The sequence below is a fragment of the Actinacidiphila bryophytorum genome (genome assembly GCF_016916835.1).
GTDB classification, from domain to species: domain Bacteria; phylum Actinomycetota; class Actinomycetes; order Streptomycetales; family Streptomycetaceae; genus Actinacidiphila; species Actinacidiphila bryophytorum.
The window spans coordinates 530333-545014 of sequence record NZ_JAFFIX010000001.1 but is presented as its reverse complement, the minus strand read 5'-3'; the positions used below and the strand labels follow the sequence as shown (position 1 = coordinate 545014).

The window sequence follows — 14682 nt, the reverse complement described above, 5'->3', positions numbered from 1 at the left end:
GGGCCGGGGCGCCGCTCGGCGCGGCCCTGGGCGGCATGAAATATTCGGGTCCATGGTTAATTCGACGAGCACGCCGACGAGTACGTCCTCCGGGCGCGAATGGCACCTGGCGGGCCGCCCGCACGGCTGGCCGACGCCGGCGGACTTCGCCCTGGTCGAGACCCCCGTCCCCGAGCCGGGTCCCGGCCAGATCGTGGTGCGCAACCTCTACCTGTCCGTCGACCCCTATATGCGCGGCCGGATGAACGACGTGAAGTCGTACATGCCGCCCTTCGCCATCGGCAAGCCCATGGACGGCGGTGCGGTCGGCCGGGTGGTGGCCTCGCAGTCCGCGGACGTGGCCGTCGGCACGCATGTGCTGCACGGGCTCGGCTGGCGCGAGTACGCCGTCCTGGACGCGGCCAAGGCCGCGGTCGTCGACCCGGAGCAGGCACCGCTGTCCGCCTACCTCGGGGTGCTCGGCATGACCGGCATGACCGCCTACGCGGGGCTGCTGCGGATCGCGGAACTGGCGCCCGGCGAGACGGTGTTCGTCTCCGGCGCGGCGGGCGCGGTCGGCAGCCAGGCCGGCCAGATCGCCAAGCTCAAGGGCGCCGCCCGGGTGATCGGCAGTGCGGGCTCCGACGAGAAGTGCGCGCTGCTGGTGGAGGACTACGGCTTCGACGCCGCCTTCAACTACAAGAAGGCGCCGGTCGCCGACCAGCTCGCGGACGCCGCCCCCGACGGCATCGACGTCTACTTCGACAACGTCGGCGGCGACCACCTGGAGGCGGCGATCTCCGCCATGCGGCTGAACGGCAGGGCCGCGCTGTGCGGGTCCATCGCCGCCTACAACGACGTCGAGCCGCCGCCGGGGCCGCGCAACCTCGGGCTGCTGGTCGGCAGGCGGCTGATGCTGCGCGGCTTCATGGTCGGCGACCACCACGACATGCAGGGCGACTTCGTCCGCGAGGTCGGCGGCTGGCTGCGGGACGGCAAGCTGCACTACCGCGAGACCGTGACCACGGGAATCGACCAGGCCGTGGCGGCGTTCCTGGGGATGCTGCGCGGCGAGAACACCGGCAAGGCGGTCGTCGCCCTCCCGGAGTGACCTGCCCCGTGGGTGTGCCGGGGCCGGCCGGCCCCGGCACACCTGCGGCACCCTTTGCCGGACGCCGGCGACCGAGACCGACGACCTTCACCTGCCCCTGCGCTGACCCTTCGCTCAGCCTTCCGATGAGGAGCCCCCATGACCATCCAGTACGTGGACGTGCTGTACACCGCCGTCGCCACCGCGGAGAACGGCCGCGACGGGCGGGTCGCCACCGACGACGGCAAGCTCGACGTCATCGTCAACCCGCCCATCGAGCTGGGCGGCACGGGTGCGGGGACCAACCCCGAGCAGCTCTTCGCGGCCGGCTACAGCGCCTGCTTCCAGAGCGCGCTGGGCGTGGTCGCCCGGCGTGCGAAGACCGACGTCAGCGGCTCGCGGGTGACCGCCAAGGTCGGCCTGGGCAAGACCGAGTCCGGCGGCTTCGGGCTGACCGTCGCGCTGGACGTCTCGATCCCGAACCTGGAGCGGGACGCGGCGGCCGCGCTGGTCGAGCAGGCCCACGAGGTGTGCCCCTACTCCAACGCGACCCGCGGCAATGTGGAAGTGACCCTCTCGGTCGTCTGACCGGCCGGGCGGCAGCAGGCGTGCGGCTCAGCGCGCGGGGCACACCTGGTTGAGCACTCTGCTGCCTTCGGGCAGGCCGGCGCTGACCTTGTCGAGTGTCTCCAGCTGCGCGTCCAGGGTCCCGGGGTCGGCGAGGAAGCGCAGGACGGCGAGCGCGAAGGCGTCCCGCACCGGGGCCGGCATCGCGTCCGAGGCGTCGTAGCAGCGGACCGCGGCCGGGTCCCGCAGGGTGCGGGCGATCGCGCCGTCGGTGCCGGCGGCCGGGTAGCCGGCCAGCACCGCGCCCTTGACGGAGAAGCCGGACTGGGTGCCCGCCCAGGCGCGCTGGGCCTCGTCCGAGGCCAGGTAGGCGATGAGCTTGGCGGACTGCGGGGTGCTGTGCAGGACGGCGGCGAGGTCGCCGGAGACCACCCAGCGGTCGCCGCCTGCCGCGGCGCCCGGGATGACGTCGGCGGAGTGCACGTAGGCCGGCCCGACCGCCTTCCAGCCGGCGGTGCCCTGGGCGAAGGACGACTGGTGCTCCAGGCGGCAGGTCGGCGGCTTCGCGGCCACCCCGTCGGCGACGTCCGCGAACGACGCCTTCAGGGCGGGTGCGGCCAGCGCCGGGTCGCCCGCGCCGACCATCTGCCCCCAGGTGGTCCACGCGCGCCTGACCTTCGGGCTGTTCCACGGCAGGGTCCCGCCCACCCAGGCGTCGTACGTGGCGGCGTCGGTCTGCTGCAGCAGGATGTCCTCGATCCAGTCGGAGCCGGGCCAGCCGGACGTGGCGTCGCTGCCCATCCCCAGGCACCAGGACGCGGGGGTGCGCGCGGCCTGTGCGACGGCGCTCGCGTCCATGGACTTCGGGTGCCACACCATGCTTTTCAGGTCGGTCTTGATCGGCAGCCAGTACGCGTGCTCCTTGCCGTCGGTGCCCTTGACCGGGGTGACCCAGGTGGCGCCGAAGCGGCCCCGGGCGACCAGGTCGTCGAGCGGGGTGAGCATGCCCTCGGCCGCGTAGCCGGCGAGTTCGCCGGGTCCGGGCAGGATCGCCACGTCCGGTGGCGTACCGGACTCGACGTCGGCGGCCAGCACCTGACTCTCGGCCGAACTGCCCTGGTAGACGACGTGGATGTGGTATTTGTCCTCGAACTTGTCGATGACCAGGCGCTGGAACTGCTCCTGCTCGGTGCCGGTCCAGTTGGCGAGCAGGGTGACCGAGCCGTTCCAGCCCGCGGCCCGGACGGCCAGGGCGCCGCCGCCCGCCAGCACCACCAGGCACGTCCCGACGGCGCCGACGGTACGCAGCCGCGGCCACTTCACGGTGACGACCCGCACCCGGTATTCGTTGATACGCGGCTGGAGCCCCAGCAGGACCAGCAGCACGAGCAGCACGCCGCCGACGAGGATCCAGTCGGCCGCCGCGGCCCGCAGACCCGTACCGGCCAGCCGCCCGGACACCTGCGACCCGGTGCGCGGTATGGCGTTGCCGGTCAGCGGGTGCGCGAGCGCACTGCGGGTGTCGGCCATCGCCGAGTGCGTCAGCGCGGTGAAGGCGACCAGCACGGCGACACCGGCGACCAGCAGGGCGCAGGCGGCCAGCAGCGGCGGGTTGAGCTGCCGGCTGAAGCGCGCCCCGTAGTAGCGGTGCGCCTCGGCGAGCAGCAGCAGGAAGGCCAGTGCCAGGGCGAGGGCGAGGCTCCACTCCAGCCACAGCAGCGGCCCGAAGTCCGTCTGCCGGCCCACCACGTGCTGCTGCTCGGCCTGCAGCGCGGCCAGCCTGCCCATCACGGTGGCCTCCGCGTCGGGACCCTTCGCGCCGACACCGAGCATGCCGGCGGCGTAGCTGAGGTAGGCCTTCTGCAGCGGGGCGCCCGGCAGCTGGGCCTCGGCGTCCTCGATCCAGCCGGAGTAGGTGGCGATCAGGCCGGTCACCGTCTGGATCGTCTGCCGCCCGCCGAGCCCGGTGACGTCGGCGGACGCGGCCCTGGCCAGGCTCTGGTTGGCCACCGAGATACGGGTGTGGAAGTCGCTCGTGCTGCCGTCCTCGGACTGGACGCCGGCCTGCACGGTGGCGAGCGCGTCCATGGCGGTGTCGACGGCCAGCACCCCGGGGGCACTTGCCGACTTCAGCGGCACCGCGTCGCCGTGCACACCGCGGTAGGCCTGGAAGAGCGCCGCGGTCGTCAGGACCGCGAGCAGGACCAGCAGGACGGTCCTGCGGGTCAGTTCGCCCAGGGTGCGGCTGGTGCCGCCCGCCCCGGCCTGCTTCTCGGGTATCCGTACCGCCGGTCCGCTCATGACTCCCCCGCCAGGACGAATCCGCACAGCGGGCAGAAGCGGGCCGTTGCCGGGATGCGGCGGTTGCAGGACGGGCAGTCCCGCAGGGCCGCGCCCGGTTGCACCCCCGGGTCGGGTGCGGGGCCGCCGGGCTCGGGGCCGTAGGTGCTGTGGCTGCTCGCGGTGATCAGGTGCTGGAAGTCCACCGGGTCGATGTCCGGGCGCAGCGACACGATGCCGGCCGCCGCGTTCTCGATGTCCACCAGCCGCCGCAGTTCGGCCAGTTGGCGGCGCGCTCCGGCCCGCTCTGCGAGGGCGACGGCGGTGCCCAGCAGCTGCTCGGCCCGCTCGAACTCCTCGCGGTGGTAGGCGTCGGCGGCGTCCGCCACGGCCTTGCCGAGCTGCTCGTAGTGCCGGAAGTGCAGCACCTGCTCGTCGGTCATCCCGGACAGGGCCGGGTCGTCGGTCCAGTTCACGACCAGCGCCAGCGGTACCGGCGTGCGCACCCCGGTCCCCGCGGGGAGCCGCACCGCGACCTCCGCCGCCTGCAGCTCCTCGCCGTGCAGCTGCCCTTGGGGGTCCACGGCGACGCACACGTGGAAGCGCCGGGTCTCGTTGCCCCAGGCCCGCGTGACGTACGTGCCCGGCTCGTCGGGCTCTGCGGTCATCAGCGCCTCGTGGGGGAAGGTCTGCCGTACGTACCGCAGCCGGCTGCCGGGGAAGACCTCCACGGCCAGCGTCACTTCCGGCACCGCCTTGTCGAGCAGCCGGCGTACCAGCGCCTCGTAGGCGCCCACGAGTTCGTCCTCCTTCCGGACGGCGTCCGCGCTGCCGTGCAGGGCGCCGGTCACCTGGAGCAGCACGGCGGCGTCCCAGCCCTTGCCGATGCCCCACGCGTCGCAGACGAAGGCACCCGCGGTGCGGGCCAGGACGCCGGCGAGCGGCCGGATGTGGTCGTGCTCGTTGCGGCCGTCGGTGAGCATCAGCACGTGCTTGATCGGCGCGGACTGCCCGGCCAGCAACTCACCCGCCCGGTGCAGCCAGTTGCCGACACAGGTGCCGCCCGCCGCGACCTGCTTGCGTACCGCGGTCTCCGCCTCGGCCTTCGTCGCGGCCGAGGCCACCGCCATCCGCGGCGGAGCGCCCTCGGCCTGCGGCGGGTAGACCGCGATGCCGAACTGGGTGCCGGCGACCACCGCGAAGGGCGTACCGGCAGGGAGCAGTCCGATCGCGGCGACCGCGGCGTTCTTGGCGGCGCGGAATTTCTCCTCGGGGCTGTCCATCGACGTGGAGCAGTCCACGACCAGCACCTCGGCCAGCGCCGGGCCGGGCGCGGCGGCGTCGGCGCCGCTGACCCCGACGGTCACGATGGCGTGCAGCTCCTGCTCGCCCGCGCCCGCGGGCAGGTACTTCTGCTGGCTGACCGCGAGGCCGATCGTGGTGTCCACTGTGGTCCTGCTCCTCACCGACGGGACGGTGCCGCCGTCGTCGTTCGGGTCGTTCATGGCGTGGTGCGGGCGCCGCCGGTCAGAACCGGCTCCTGGGGCGTACGGCGTAGGCGCGGTCGAGCAGTTCCGGGCGGTCGGCCTGCGGTGCCTGGCCGACCAGGGTGCGCAGCGACCCGTAGAGGAGCTGGGCCAGTGCGCGGCGGCTGTCCGAGCCCTCGAAGAGCTGCCCCTGCGGCAGGGCGGGGAAGCCGGGCGTGCGGGGTGGCGCCAGCGTCAGCGCGAGTGCCAGCCTGGCCCGCAGGGAGGCGGGTCCGGGCGGTGCCGGGTGGCCGGCCAGCACGTTCTCCCGGGCCTCGGCGACCAGGCGGTCCCGCGCGTCGTCGCGCGGGAGTTCCGCGAGCCGCACCTCGGCCGCGGCCAGGTCGTCCGGCGAGGGTGCGGTGCCGCCCACCCGCCCGGTCAGGACGCGCAGGGCGGCGACCCGGGCGAGGTCGTAGGTGCGGGACGTGGTCGGCACCTGGTCCAGCACCCGGACCGCGCCGGCCCGGTCGGCGTGCAGCAGCCGCAGCCGGGCCAGCCCGAAGGCGGCGCTGGTGTGCGCCCGGTCGCGCTCCCACACCGCCCGGTAGTACGCCTCCGCCTCGGCTTCCGCCTCCGCTCGCGCCTGTGCTTCCTCCGCCTGCCCCGGCTCGGTGGCGCCGCGCAGATACTCGGCGCAGTAGCCCAGCGCCAGTTTCGGCGCCCACTCCCCGGGGACCGTCGCGTAGACGGCAGCGAACTCGCCCTGCGCCTCCTTGACCTGCCCGCTCATCAGGTGCAGCAGCCCGCGGTGCCACGGCGGGCGCCAGTCGTAGCCCGCGACGTCGCGGCCCATCAGCCGTACCGCCTCGTCCAGCCAGCGTTCCGCCGCCGCCCGGCTCCCGGCCCCTGCCGCACCGGGCTCGCTCGACAGCAGGTAGGACCGGCACAGCCACAGCGCGACCTCGACGGTCTGCAGGGCCGGGTCGTCGCCCACGCGTTCCGCGGTCCGCTCGGGCGCGTCACCCGCCAGGCCGCCCAGCAGCACCGCCGCCGAGTCGCCGGGGTCGGCGATCGGCCCGGGCAGCGCGCGGGCCGCCTCGCGCGGGTCCGGCACCCCCGTGGCCAGGTCGGGCGGTGCGGCGCCCTCGGCCCGCTGCGTCCAGTGGGTGAGCGCGGGGACCGTGCCGAGGGCGGCGCCGAAGACGACGGCGGTCGGCTCGAAGCGCGTGGAGCGCTCCGGGTAGCGCTCGCCCCTGGCCAGGGCGCGGTGCTCGCGCAGCACCTCCCACAGCTGGCGGGACATCTGCGCGGCCGAGGTGAAGCGGGCGGCGGGGTCGTCGTGGGTGGCGCGGCCGATCAGCCGGTCGAAGGAGCGGGCTGCCAGCCCCGCGGGCCGCTGGGCGCGGGTCGCGAGCGCCGCCAGCGTACGGCCGACGGTGAACAGGTCGGTGTCGACCAGGAAGCCGCGACCGTCGCGCTCGCGCTTGGGCGGCGCGAACCGCGGGGTGAAGACCAGGGCGCTGCTGCGGTCGTCGATCCTGCGGACCGCACCGAGGTCGATGACCTTGATCTGCCGGTCGTAGTGGATGACGTTCTCCGGCTTCATGTCGCAGTAGAGCAGGCCCTGGTCGTGCAGGTACTCCAGGGCGCCGAGGATCTTGCAGCCGTACGTGACGACGTGGTCGATCGCGAACGGCTCGCCGAACATCCGGGCCAGCTCCTCGTCCGAGGCCAGCAGCAGCTGGTCCAGCGGGCGGCCTGCCACGTACTCCATGACGATGTAGTCGGTGGGCTCGGCCTCGCCGTCGCGGCGGTGCTGCTTGGACGCGATGATCCCGACGATGTCGCGGTGGTGCAGCGACGTCAGGGAGCGGCGCTCCTCGACGGCCTTGCGGCGGGCCGCCGCGTCCTGCGTGTTGATCTGCGTCTTGAGCACCACCCGCTGGCCCGGCAGGTCCAGGTCCTCTGCGAGGTAGACCCAGCCGGTGCCGCCGGGTGACAGGTACCCGATCACGCGGTACTGCCCGGCGACCACGTCGCCGGGGCCGAGCTGCGGGCGGAAGGAGTACCGCGTGCCGCACAGCGGGCAGAAGCCCTCGTCGGGGGCGGGGCCGCCGTCGTAGGACACCCCGATGGTGCCGGTGCAGTCCGGCACACCGCAGCGGCGGCCGCCCTCGGGGCGGCGGGCGGTGGACCGTACGACGTCCTCGTCTGCGGGGCGCGGCACGCGGGGCAGCCGCACCAGGCCGTCGCGGTCCAGACTCCCGGCGGCCTCCTGCCGCGGTGCGGGTGCGTCGGGGGTGCCCCCGGGTACGTCGGCGTCGCGGACCCGTGCCTCCCGGCGCGGCGCCGGTACGGTCCCGGCGCCGGTGGTCCCGCGCGCGGGTGCGGTGGCCGTGCCGGGTGCGGTCGAGGGGTGGCGGTGGCAGGTCCCGCAGTAACCGGAGGCGCGGATGGTGCCCTTGCAGGGCACGTGAGGGCACGGTGAGCCGGGCGCGGTCATGTCGGCGTACCTCCTTCGGGCGGGGGCGCGGCGCCGGGAGCCGGGTCCGGCGGGTCCGCGGGGGCCGGGTCTGCCGGGGCCGGGGCCTCCGTCGCGGGCGGCCCTTCTTCCGGGCGGTCGACCAGGTCGCGGAAGGCGCGGACCGCGGCCTCGGCGGCGGGCACCTGGCAGGGGCGTTCACGCAGCAGCCGGTAGGCGGTCAGGTACAGCTCGTCGGCTGCCAGGTTCTCGCCGCGCGAGGCGCTCTCCTCGTACAGCCGGCGGTACGGCCCCAGCTCGCCCCGCAACTGGTCGCGGCGGACCAGCAGTTCCCGTAAGGAGGCGATCGCCTGCGGCAGCAGGTGCTCGGCGCGGGCCGCCATGCGCTCGTAGCGCGCCAGGTCCTGGCCGTCCTCCGGCGGTGCCGCGAAGGCGCCCTGGCCCGCGGTCAGTTCGGCCCGGGCGGTGATCACGTGGATGAGCGCGTCGACCGCCTTCTCCACCGGCTCCCCCTCGCCGCTCACCCGGGCCATCAGGTGGTCCAGCTCGCGGCCGGGACCGCCGGCGATACGCAGCAGCCGCTCGCCCAGCCGCGCCCGCCGCTCCAGGGCCGGCCGCAGCAGCAACTCCTCCCGGGCGCGCGCGGAATGGTCGCCCGCGCTGCGGAAGACCAGCAGCACCCGGCTGCCCCTCGCCACCAGCAGCCCCAGCAGGCCGATCAGCGACGGCGGGTCGGCGGCGGCGTCCACCCCGTCCACGACCAGCGTGATCGTCACCGTGGCCGCCGCGATGCGCTCGGCGGCGGGCACCTCCAGGTGCTGCAGCAGGCCCATGCGGCCGGCGATCCGCTCGGCGATCTCGTCGGTGCTGCGGCCGGTTGCGATGACCGCGAGGTCCAGGCCGCCGGCCTCCGGCACCGTTCCGGGCGCGTCGAGCGAGGGGCGCCCGGTGGAGAAGCGGCTGCGCAACTCCCGGTCGGCCAGGGTGATCGCACGGCGCAGGGTGGCCGCGCGCACCCGGTCGTCCTCCGGCACCAGGCTGATCTTGACCTGCCGGGCGTCCGGGCCGCCGCGCAGCCAGCGCGCCAGCCGCTCGGCGAACGGCTGGTCCAGCAGCGCCTCGTCGTCACCGGACCCCGCCGAGCGCAGCTCCTCGTCGACCGCGGTCCTGCCGACCGTCCAGGCGACGACCTCGGGCAGGTGCTGCACGACGGTCTCTGCCGGGCTCATGAAGGAGAATCCGCCGCCCTTCTCGCGCGACCTGGCCAGCACCATGCCGATGACCCGGTCGGTGGCCAGGTCCACCACCCCGCCGCCGCTGAAGCCGGGCCGCGCCACCACGCCCGGGTCGGCGGCCTGCAACTGCACCTGGCCGTCCCGGCCGCAGCCGCCGAGGATCGTGGCGGGCAGCCACAGGCCGCCGTTGTAGTGCGCGGGGAAGCCGAACATCCGCACCTGGCGGCCGGGCGCCGACACCCGGTGCAGCGCGGTCGCCTCCGACGCGGGCCGCGGGCTGTCGAGTTCGAGCAGCGCGACGTCGCCGACCGGGTCGCCGTTGCGGTCCCGCTGCTCGGGCCGGTAGGCGTCACCGGTGACCCTCGCGGCCACCTCGGGCACCGCGAAGCCCGCAGAACCCCCGGCCGCCGCCCCCACGAACTCGGCGGTGACCTCCTCCTCCCGGCCCACCACATGGGCGCAGGTCAGCACCCGGTCGGCGCTCAGCAGAATCCCGCTGCCCGCGATCGTCCCGTTGGCCCGCCGGATGCGCACCGCCCACGGCGGCGTCGCCAGGGAGGACCCGATACCGATTCCCCCGTCGGCCTCCATGCCGTGCACCATACGCCTGACGTCCCGTCATGTCGCCTCAAAAGCACTACACTTGTGCTCCCGTCTCGCCGGATGACCTGTGGGGGCAACCGCCGTGGAAGCGCCGTCGTTCGTGGGCCTCGCCGAGGTCATCCAGCAGATCCGCGGCGAACTGGAGCAGGCGCGGGCCGCAGCGGAGGACGAGCAGATCGGCTTCACCGTCGACAAGGTGAGCCTCGAATTCACCGTCCAGGTCCACCGCGCCGGCACCGCGGGCGGCGGCCTGCGCATCGGCGTGGTCACCGCGGAGGCCGGCGGCTCCGTCGACCGCGGCACCACCCACCGCGTCCAGGTCGACCTGGAGCCCTACACCGAATCCGGCCGCCTGGGCGTGGGCCGCTGACCGCTGTGCAGCGCCCCGCTGTGCGAGCTGCGCCGGTCTCCGCTATGCGAGGCGGACGGTCGTGCCCGTGCGGCGGGCGGATTCCGCTGCCCATACGGCCTGGTGGCTGAGCAGGGACTCGCGCGGGCCTGAGCGGATCGGGGTCGTGTCGCCGGTCGAGGCGGCGGACAGGAAGGCCGTGACGGCGGCGCTGTCGCCGTCGGCGTGGCCCGCGGCGGTGGTGTCGGAGGTGTCGACGCGTTCGACGGTGGTCGCCGGGTGGGCGCGGAAGTCGTGCAGGGTCACGTGCCGGCCGTCGGTCTCGATGCTGCCGTGGGTGCCGAAGATCCGCGTCTGGCGGTGGCTCATCTCGGTGAAGGCCGTGACGGTGTGGGTGGCGGTGACGCCGTCGGCGTAGTCCAGGGCGACGACCTGGTGGTCGGCCACGTCGTTGTCGCAGGCGTAGACGCAGCGGCCGTACGGGCCGGTGGCCAGCGCCTCGCGGACGGCGGGCTCGGTGGGCGTGGCCGTCACCGCGCCGAGCGGCCAGTGCTCACGGCTGGGGCTGCCGAGGCAGGACAGGTACAGGCGGGGCGCGGAGAAGGGGCAGTCGGCCTCGACCGCGCAGTCCAGGCAGCGGTCGGCGGCGCCCTCCGGCCGGTTCTCCGGGCGGAAGTGGGTGAGCCGCCCGAAGGAGGCGACCTGCGCGGGCTGCGAACCGACCACGTAGGACAGCCAGTCCAGGTCGTGGCAGCACTTGGCCATCAGCATCGAGCTGGACTCGTCCTCGCGCCGCCAGTTGCCCCGGACGAAGGAGTGCGCGAAGTGCCAGGCGCCGACCGGCTCCAGGTGCTGGACGTTCACGATGCGGCCGATCCTGCCGTCCCGCACCCAGCCCCTGACGACGTCGGTGTACGGCATGTACCGCAGCGGGTGCACCACCGCGAAGACCACGCCTGAGCGCTCGACCGCCTCCACCATGCGCACCGCGTCCGCCTCGTCCGGCGCCATCGGCTTCTCGCAGAGGATGTGCTTGCCGAGCCCGGCGAAGGTCACGCACGGGTCGGCGTGGTCGGCGTCCTGCGTGGTGATGAGCACCGCGTCGCACAGGTCGGGGTGCCGCGCGAGGTCCCGCCAGTCCGCGAAGCAGGCCTCCTGCGGCAGCGAGTGCTCGGCGGCGAGCCGCCGCCTGCGCCCCTCGTCCGGTTCCGCGACCGCGGTGACGACTCCGCCGCTGGACCGTATCCGCTCGCCGTGCTCCATGCCGCGGATTCCGGCGCCCAGTACGGCGACGCGTACCGTCGCGTTCGTTGTTCCTGTGGTCATCGCAGGCTCCCTGGTGGGGTGTTGTCGGACAGGTACGGGGCTTCTCTTTCTTTGTCGCCGTCCGGTTCTTTGGCGCCGTCTGGGTCGAGGGGGTGCGGTCGCCTGCCGCCGTCGCCGTACGGGTACGCGCCCGCCGGCTCGTACGGGTGCGCCCCGGCCGGGTGCCCGTCGAGCAGGTGGGTGAAGGCGGTGCGGCGGGCGCTTTCGGCGGCGCCCAGCAGCACTGGGCGCCTGCCCAGCGTGGACAGCACGAGCGGCGGGGCCGTGGTGTCGCGGCAGGCGCGTTTGAAGTGCTCGGCCACCGGGTCGAGTACGGCGGCCCCGGCCAGCGAGACCGCGCCGCCCAGCACGATCAGCTCCGGGTCGACGGTGTGCACGACCTCGGCGAAGGCCATGCCGAGCAGCCGCCCCAGCTCCGCGGTCTGCTCCAGCGCCGCGGGCTGCCCGTCCGCCGCCGCGGCGAACAGCTGCGGCGCCACGTCCTGGTGGCCGCGCAGCCAGTCGTTGGCCCGGCCCCACCACGAGTCGCGGATGTTGGCGGCCTCGCCCGCCTGGTGGTGCGCCCCGCGGTGCAGCCGGCCGCCGTGCACGATGCCGAAGCCGACGCGGCGCCCGGCGAAGACCGCGACGATCTCGCGGGCGCCGCCCGCGACACCGAAGCGCTGCTCGCCGAGCACGGCGAGGTTGGCGTCGTTGTCGACGGTGACGGCGGCGCCGGGGAAGCGTTCGGCGACGCGGCTGCGCAGCCGGCTGCCCACCCAGTCCCCCGACCTGATCACCCGGCAGGCGACGACGGTCCCGCCTGCGTCCACGATGCCCGGGGTGCCGACGGTGACCGCCCGCACCCGCTCGGCCCCGGCACCCGCGTCCGCCAGCGCCCGGTCCACCAGGGCGTCCACCGCGGCCAGCCGCTTGTCCGCCGGGTCCGCGGGGTCCACGCGGACCGGCTCCGGCTCGTGCTCGGCACCGCCCGGCCCCGCGAGGTCGTCGACCCGCACCCTGACGGTGTGCGCGCCCACGTCCACGGCGACCAGGCAGCCGGCTTCCGGCCGCAGCCGGTAGAGCGCGGCGGGCCGCCCGCTGGGCAGGGCCACGGGCGCGGACTTGGCCACGAGGCCGCGTTCCGCCAGCAGATCGAGGGCGCGCTCGACGGTCGAGCGCGACAGGCCCGTGCGCCGGGCCAGTTCCGCGTTGCTGCGCGCCCGCCGGTCGTAGAGCCGCCCGAGCACCAGCTCGGCGTTCCACCGGCCCAGGTCCGCCGTGGAGACCATCGGACACCTCCTCATTACGCGCAGACTTACGATAAGTCTGAACGTAATGGGCCGACAAGCCTTCTGCACAAGGTCGTCGGCGTTCTGGCCTTCGGCTAGGCCGTGTTTTGGAAGTAGGGCCGTCCGCCCACAGGGCGGGCCCCGCGGCGTCCGGTGCGTGCGATCGCAAGGCGGAGGGTCGTCCTCGTAGTGGGCCTGCTCGGACGACTCCGACAACGCAGCGAGCGTGCGTGCCAGGCGTCGCGGGGCAGGCGGGACTTCCACAACACGGCCTAGGCGGCGGTGTGCGCGAGGATCGCGCGGACGAGCGCGGGCCGGTCCGCCCGGACGAGCCCGTGGCCCGCACCCTCCAGCGGCAGCAGGGCAGCGCCGGGAATCGCCTCGGCCAGGGCCTGCCCGTGGGGGAAGGGGAAGAGCGGGTCAGCGGTGCCGTGGACCACCTCCGACGGCGTCCCCCGCCAGTTCCGCCGCCGTGTACCCGGGCCGCCCCGGCTCCCACCCCGCCGACCGCACCTCTCTCCTCACCGCGGCACCCGGAGCCGCAAGCCGAGGCCCCGGGTGCCGCGGTCAGCGGCTCAGCCGCAGTGGTCCTTGTCCTTCTCCTTGAACTCCGTGTCGATGTGCCCCCACCAGTTGATGCACTGGCCCGGCGCGTGGACGTACACGGGACCGGCGTACGTGGTGTACAGACCGAAGTCGTTCTTGTAGGTGTCACTGCCGTACAGCTGGACACCGGCTTCCATGTACAGCCACGGCGGCCAGTGCGATGTACTTCTTCATGAGCGATTTCCCCCCCGAAGTCGGCGATCAGTGCGGACCGGGAAAGACTCGCAGCGGAGGATAAACTTCCCATCCCCGGAGGATTACCTCCGCAATCCCCGCAACCCCCGCAACCTCCGCACCTCCCGTCGCCCGGAGCGGGTGGCTTCTCCCGCCGGGAAGGGCGGTAGGGTGGCCGGCGCGCTAGGGGGATGCGGAGGGACGGGGGCACGTGATGGGGATGCAGGTGCGGTTGGCCGCGGGGGGTTTGGTGCTTGCCGTCGTGGCTGTCGCCGGGTGCGGCGGGGGCGGTTCTGGTGGTGGGGACGACACCCTGCGGGCCGAGTTGGGCAGGATCACCGATACGGCCGGGCACCGCGCCTGGGTGGACTTCGGCGACCTCGGCGCCCAGCGCAAGGCCGGCCTGACGGGCACGGGGCCTGCGGCCTCGCAGTTGGGTCAGCACGGGTGGGGCGAGATCGCGCCCTCCGCCCCGCTCACGCAGCAGAGCTTCGGCTTCGACGGCCGCAAGGCGGACGTCGCCGTCGAGGCCGGCAACCCGCCCGACACCGGCGGCCGGCTCGACGGCGGTGTCGAACCGTCCGCGGTGGCGCCGAAGGTCGAGGCGCTCGGCGGCACGCCGGAGAAGGACGGTCCTTCGGGGAAGACCTGGCGCCTCCAGCACGACCACGAGATCTCGATGACAGGCCCGCTCGCCGACACCTTCACCGGCGCGTCGGTCGGCCGGTTCAACCTCGTGCGGAGCGGCGGCTCCTCCCTCGTCCACGCGTCCTCCCTGGCCGCGCTCGACGGCGTTGACGCGGTCGGCGGCCACACCCTCGGCGACGACGCCGCCTTCAGCGCTGTCGCCGAGTGCCTCGACCACCCGCTCGCCGCCGAACTGACGGACAACGGCACCGGCGACGTCAAAGCGGCGGCAGGCGGCACGGTGCTCGGCGTGGGGACCCGCGGCACCTCGGCCACCAGCCTGACGAACGAGCTGTGCCGTACGAACCCGTCCGCGTCCGCCGCGGACGCGCTCGCCGCGCAGCTGCGTACCCGGCTCGCCTCGGGCCGCTCGCGTGCCGCCGACGAGCCCTGGTCGCAGCTGCTGACGGGCACGGAGGTCACGGTCGAGGGCGGCCCGGAACACCTCGTACGGCTGACGGGCCGCCCCGCCGGCGGCCGCGGCGACGTGCTGATGCAGGCGCTGCTGACGGGCGACCTGGCGCCCCTCCTCGGCGGCTGAGCCCCGCCGGGCATTCGGGGGCG

General features: G+C 74.5%; 12 protein-coding genes. 4 read left to right on the top strand and 8 right to left on the bottom strand.

Features of this window, described 5'->3' with window-relative positions:
- The first annotated feature begins 52 nt into the window (after positions 1–52).
- On the top strand, positions 53–1090 hold the full coding sequence (locus tag JT723_RS02270; protein ID WP_205042596.1) for an NADP-dependent oxidoreductase: 1038 nt from the start codon (positions 53–55) through the stop codon (positions 1088–1090).
- Between the two features lie 138 nt (positions 1091–1228).
- A complete protein-coding gene (locus JT723_RS02265) occupies positions 1229–1657 on the top strand; it encodes an organic hydroperoxide resistance protein (protein ID WP_205042595.1) in 429 nt (142 codons plus the stop codon).
- Between the two features lie 27 nt (positions 1658–1684).
- Here JT723_RS02265 and JT723_RS02260 read toward each other — a convergent pair whose 3' ends face one another.
- From JT723_RS02260 to JT723_RS35685, 4 genes are read right to left on the bottom strand one after another with little or no spacing between them, the layout of a single operon-like run.
- Positions 1685–3937 (bottom strand): ABC transporter substrate-binding protein, encoded by a 2253-nt coding sequence (locus JT723_RS02260; protein WP_240164893.1) that lies wholly within the window; start codon positions 3935–3937, stop codon positions 1685–1687.
- Positions 3934–5421 (bottom strand): zinc ribbon domain-containing protein, encoded by a 1488-nt coding sequence (locus JT723_RS02255; RefSeq protein WP_205042594.1) that lies wholly within the window; start codon positions 5419–5421, stop codon positions 3934–3936. The genes JT723_RS02260 and JT723_RS02255 overlap by 4 nt, the downstream gene beginning before the upstream one ends.
- 22 nt (positions 5422–5443) lie before the next feature.
- Positions 5444–7858, bottom strand: a complete 2415-nt coding sequence (locus tag JT723_RS02250) for a serine/threonine-protein kinase (protein WP_251512815.1) — start codon at positions 7856–7858, stop codon at positions 5444–5446.
- 26 nt (positions 7859–7884) lie between these two features.
- Complete coding sequence (locus JT723_RS35685; protein ID WP_205042592.1) at positions 7885–9693, bottom strand: S1 family peptidase; 1809 nt, start codon at positions 9691–9693, stop codon at positions 7885–7887.
- A gap of 94 nt (positions 9694–9787) precedes the next feature.
- On the opposite strand from JT723_RS35685, the gene JT723_RS02240 reads away from it, so the two are divergent.
- The gene (locus JT723_RS02240) at positions 9788–10075 is read left to right on the top strand and encodes a trypco2 family protein (RefSeq protein ID WP_205042591.1); all 288 of its coding nucleotides are present in this window, start codon (positions 9788–9790) and stop codon (positions 10073–10075) included.
- A gap of 42 nt (positions 10076–10117) precedes the next feature.
- Here the strand turns inward: JT723_RS02240 and JT723_RS02235 are convergent, their stop codons facing one another.
- From JT723_RS02235 to JT723_RS02220, 4 genes are all read right to left on the bottom strand, one after another.
- The gene (locus JT723_RS02235) at positions 10118–11380 is read right to left on the bottom strand and encodes a Gfo/Idh/MocA family protein (protein ID WP_205042590.1); all 1263 of its coding nucleotides are present in this window, start codon (positions 11378–11380) and stop codon (positions 10118–10120) included.
- Positions 11377–12651 (bottom strand): ROK family transcriptional regulator, encoded by a 1275-nt coding sequence (locus tag JT723_RS02230; RefSeq protein WP_205042589.1) that lies wholly within the window; start codon positions 12649–12651, stop codon positions 11377–11379. The genes JT723_RS02235 and JT723_RS02230 overlap by 4 nt, the downstream gene beginning before the upstream one ends.
- A 272-nt stretch (positions 12652–12923) precedes the next feature.
- A complete protein-coding gene (locus JT723_RS02225) occupies positions 12924–13091 on the bottom strand; it encodes an alpha/beta hydrolase family protein (protein WP_205042588.1) in 168 nt (55 codons plus the stop codon).
- A gap of 135 nt (positions 13092–13226) precedes the next feature.
- Positions 13227–13394 carry a hypothetical protein gene (locus JT723_RS02220; protein ID WP_205042587.1) on the bottom strand — a complete coding sequence of 56 codons (168 nt, stop codon included), beginning with the start codon at positions 13392–13394 and terminating at the stop codon, positions 13227–13229.
- A gap of 299 nt (positions 13395–13693) precedes the next feature.
- On the opposite strand from JT723_RS02220, the gene JT723_RS02215 reads away from it, so the two are divergent.
- Complete coding sequence (locus tag JT723_RS02215) at positions 13694–14659, top strand: hypothetical protein (RefSeq protein WP_205042586.1); 966 nt, start codon at positions 13694–13696, stop codon at positions 14657–14659.
- Positions 14660–14682: the final 23 nt, after the last annotated feature.

Excerpts from the sequence above, each read along its gene's own strand:
- JT723_RS02230 (WP_205042589.1), bottom strand. The coding sequence starts at position 12,651 with ATGGTCTCCACGGCGGACCTGGGCCGGTGGAACGCCGAGCTGGTGCTC.
- JT723_RS02220 (WP_205042587.1), bottom strand. The coding sequence starts at position 13,394 with ATGGAAGCCGGTGTCCAGCTGTACGGCAGTGACACCTACAAGAACGAC.
- JT723_RS35685 (WP_205042592.1), bottom strand. The coding sequence starts at position 9,693 with ATGGAGGCCGACGGGGGAATCGGTATCGGGTCCTCCCTGGCGACGCCG.
- JT723_RS02255 (WP_205042594.1), bottom strand. The coding sequence starts at position 5,421 with ATGAACGACCCGAACGACGACGGCGGCACCGTCCCGTCGGTGAGGAGC.
- JT723_RS02265 (WP_205042595.1), top strand. The coding sequence starts at position 1,229 with ATGACCATCCAGTACGTGGACGTGCTGTACACCGCCGTCGCCACCGCG.
- JT723_RS02260 (WP_240164893.1), bottom strand. The coding sequence starts at position 3,937 with ATGAGCGGACCGGCGGTACGGATACCCGAGAAGCAGGCCGGGGCGGGC.
- JT723_RS02235 (WP_205042590.1), bottom strand. The coding sequence starts at position 11,380 with ATGACCACAGGAACAACGAACGCGACGGTACGCGTCGCCGTACTGGGC.
- JT723_RS02270 (WP_205042596.1), top strand. The coding sequence starts at position 53 with ATGGTTAATTCGACGAGCACGCCGACGAGTACGTCCTCCGGGCGCGAA.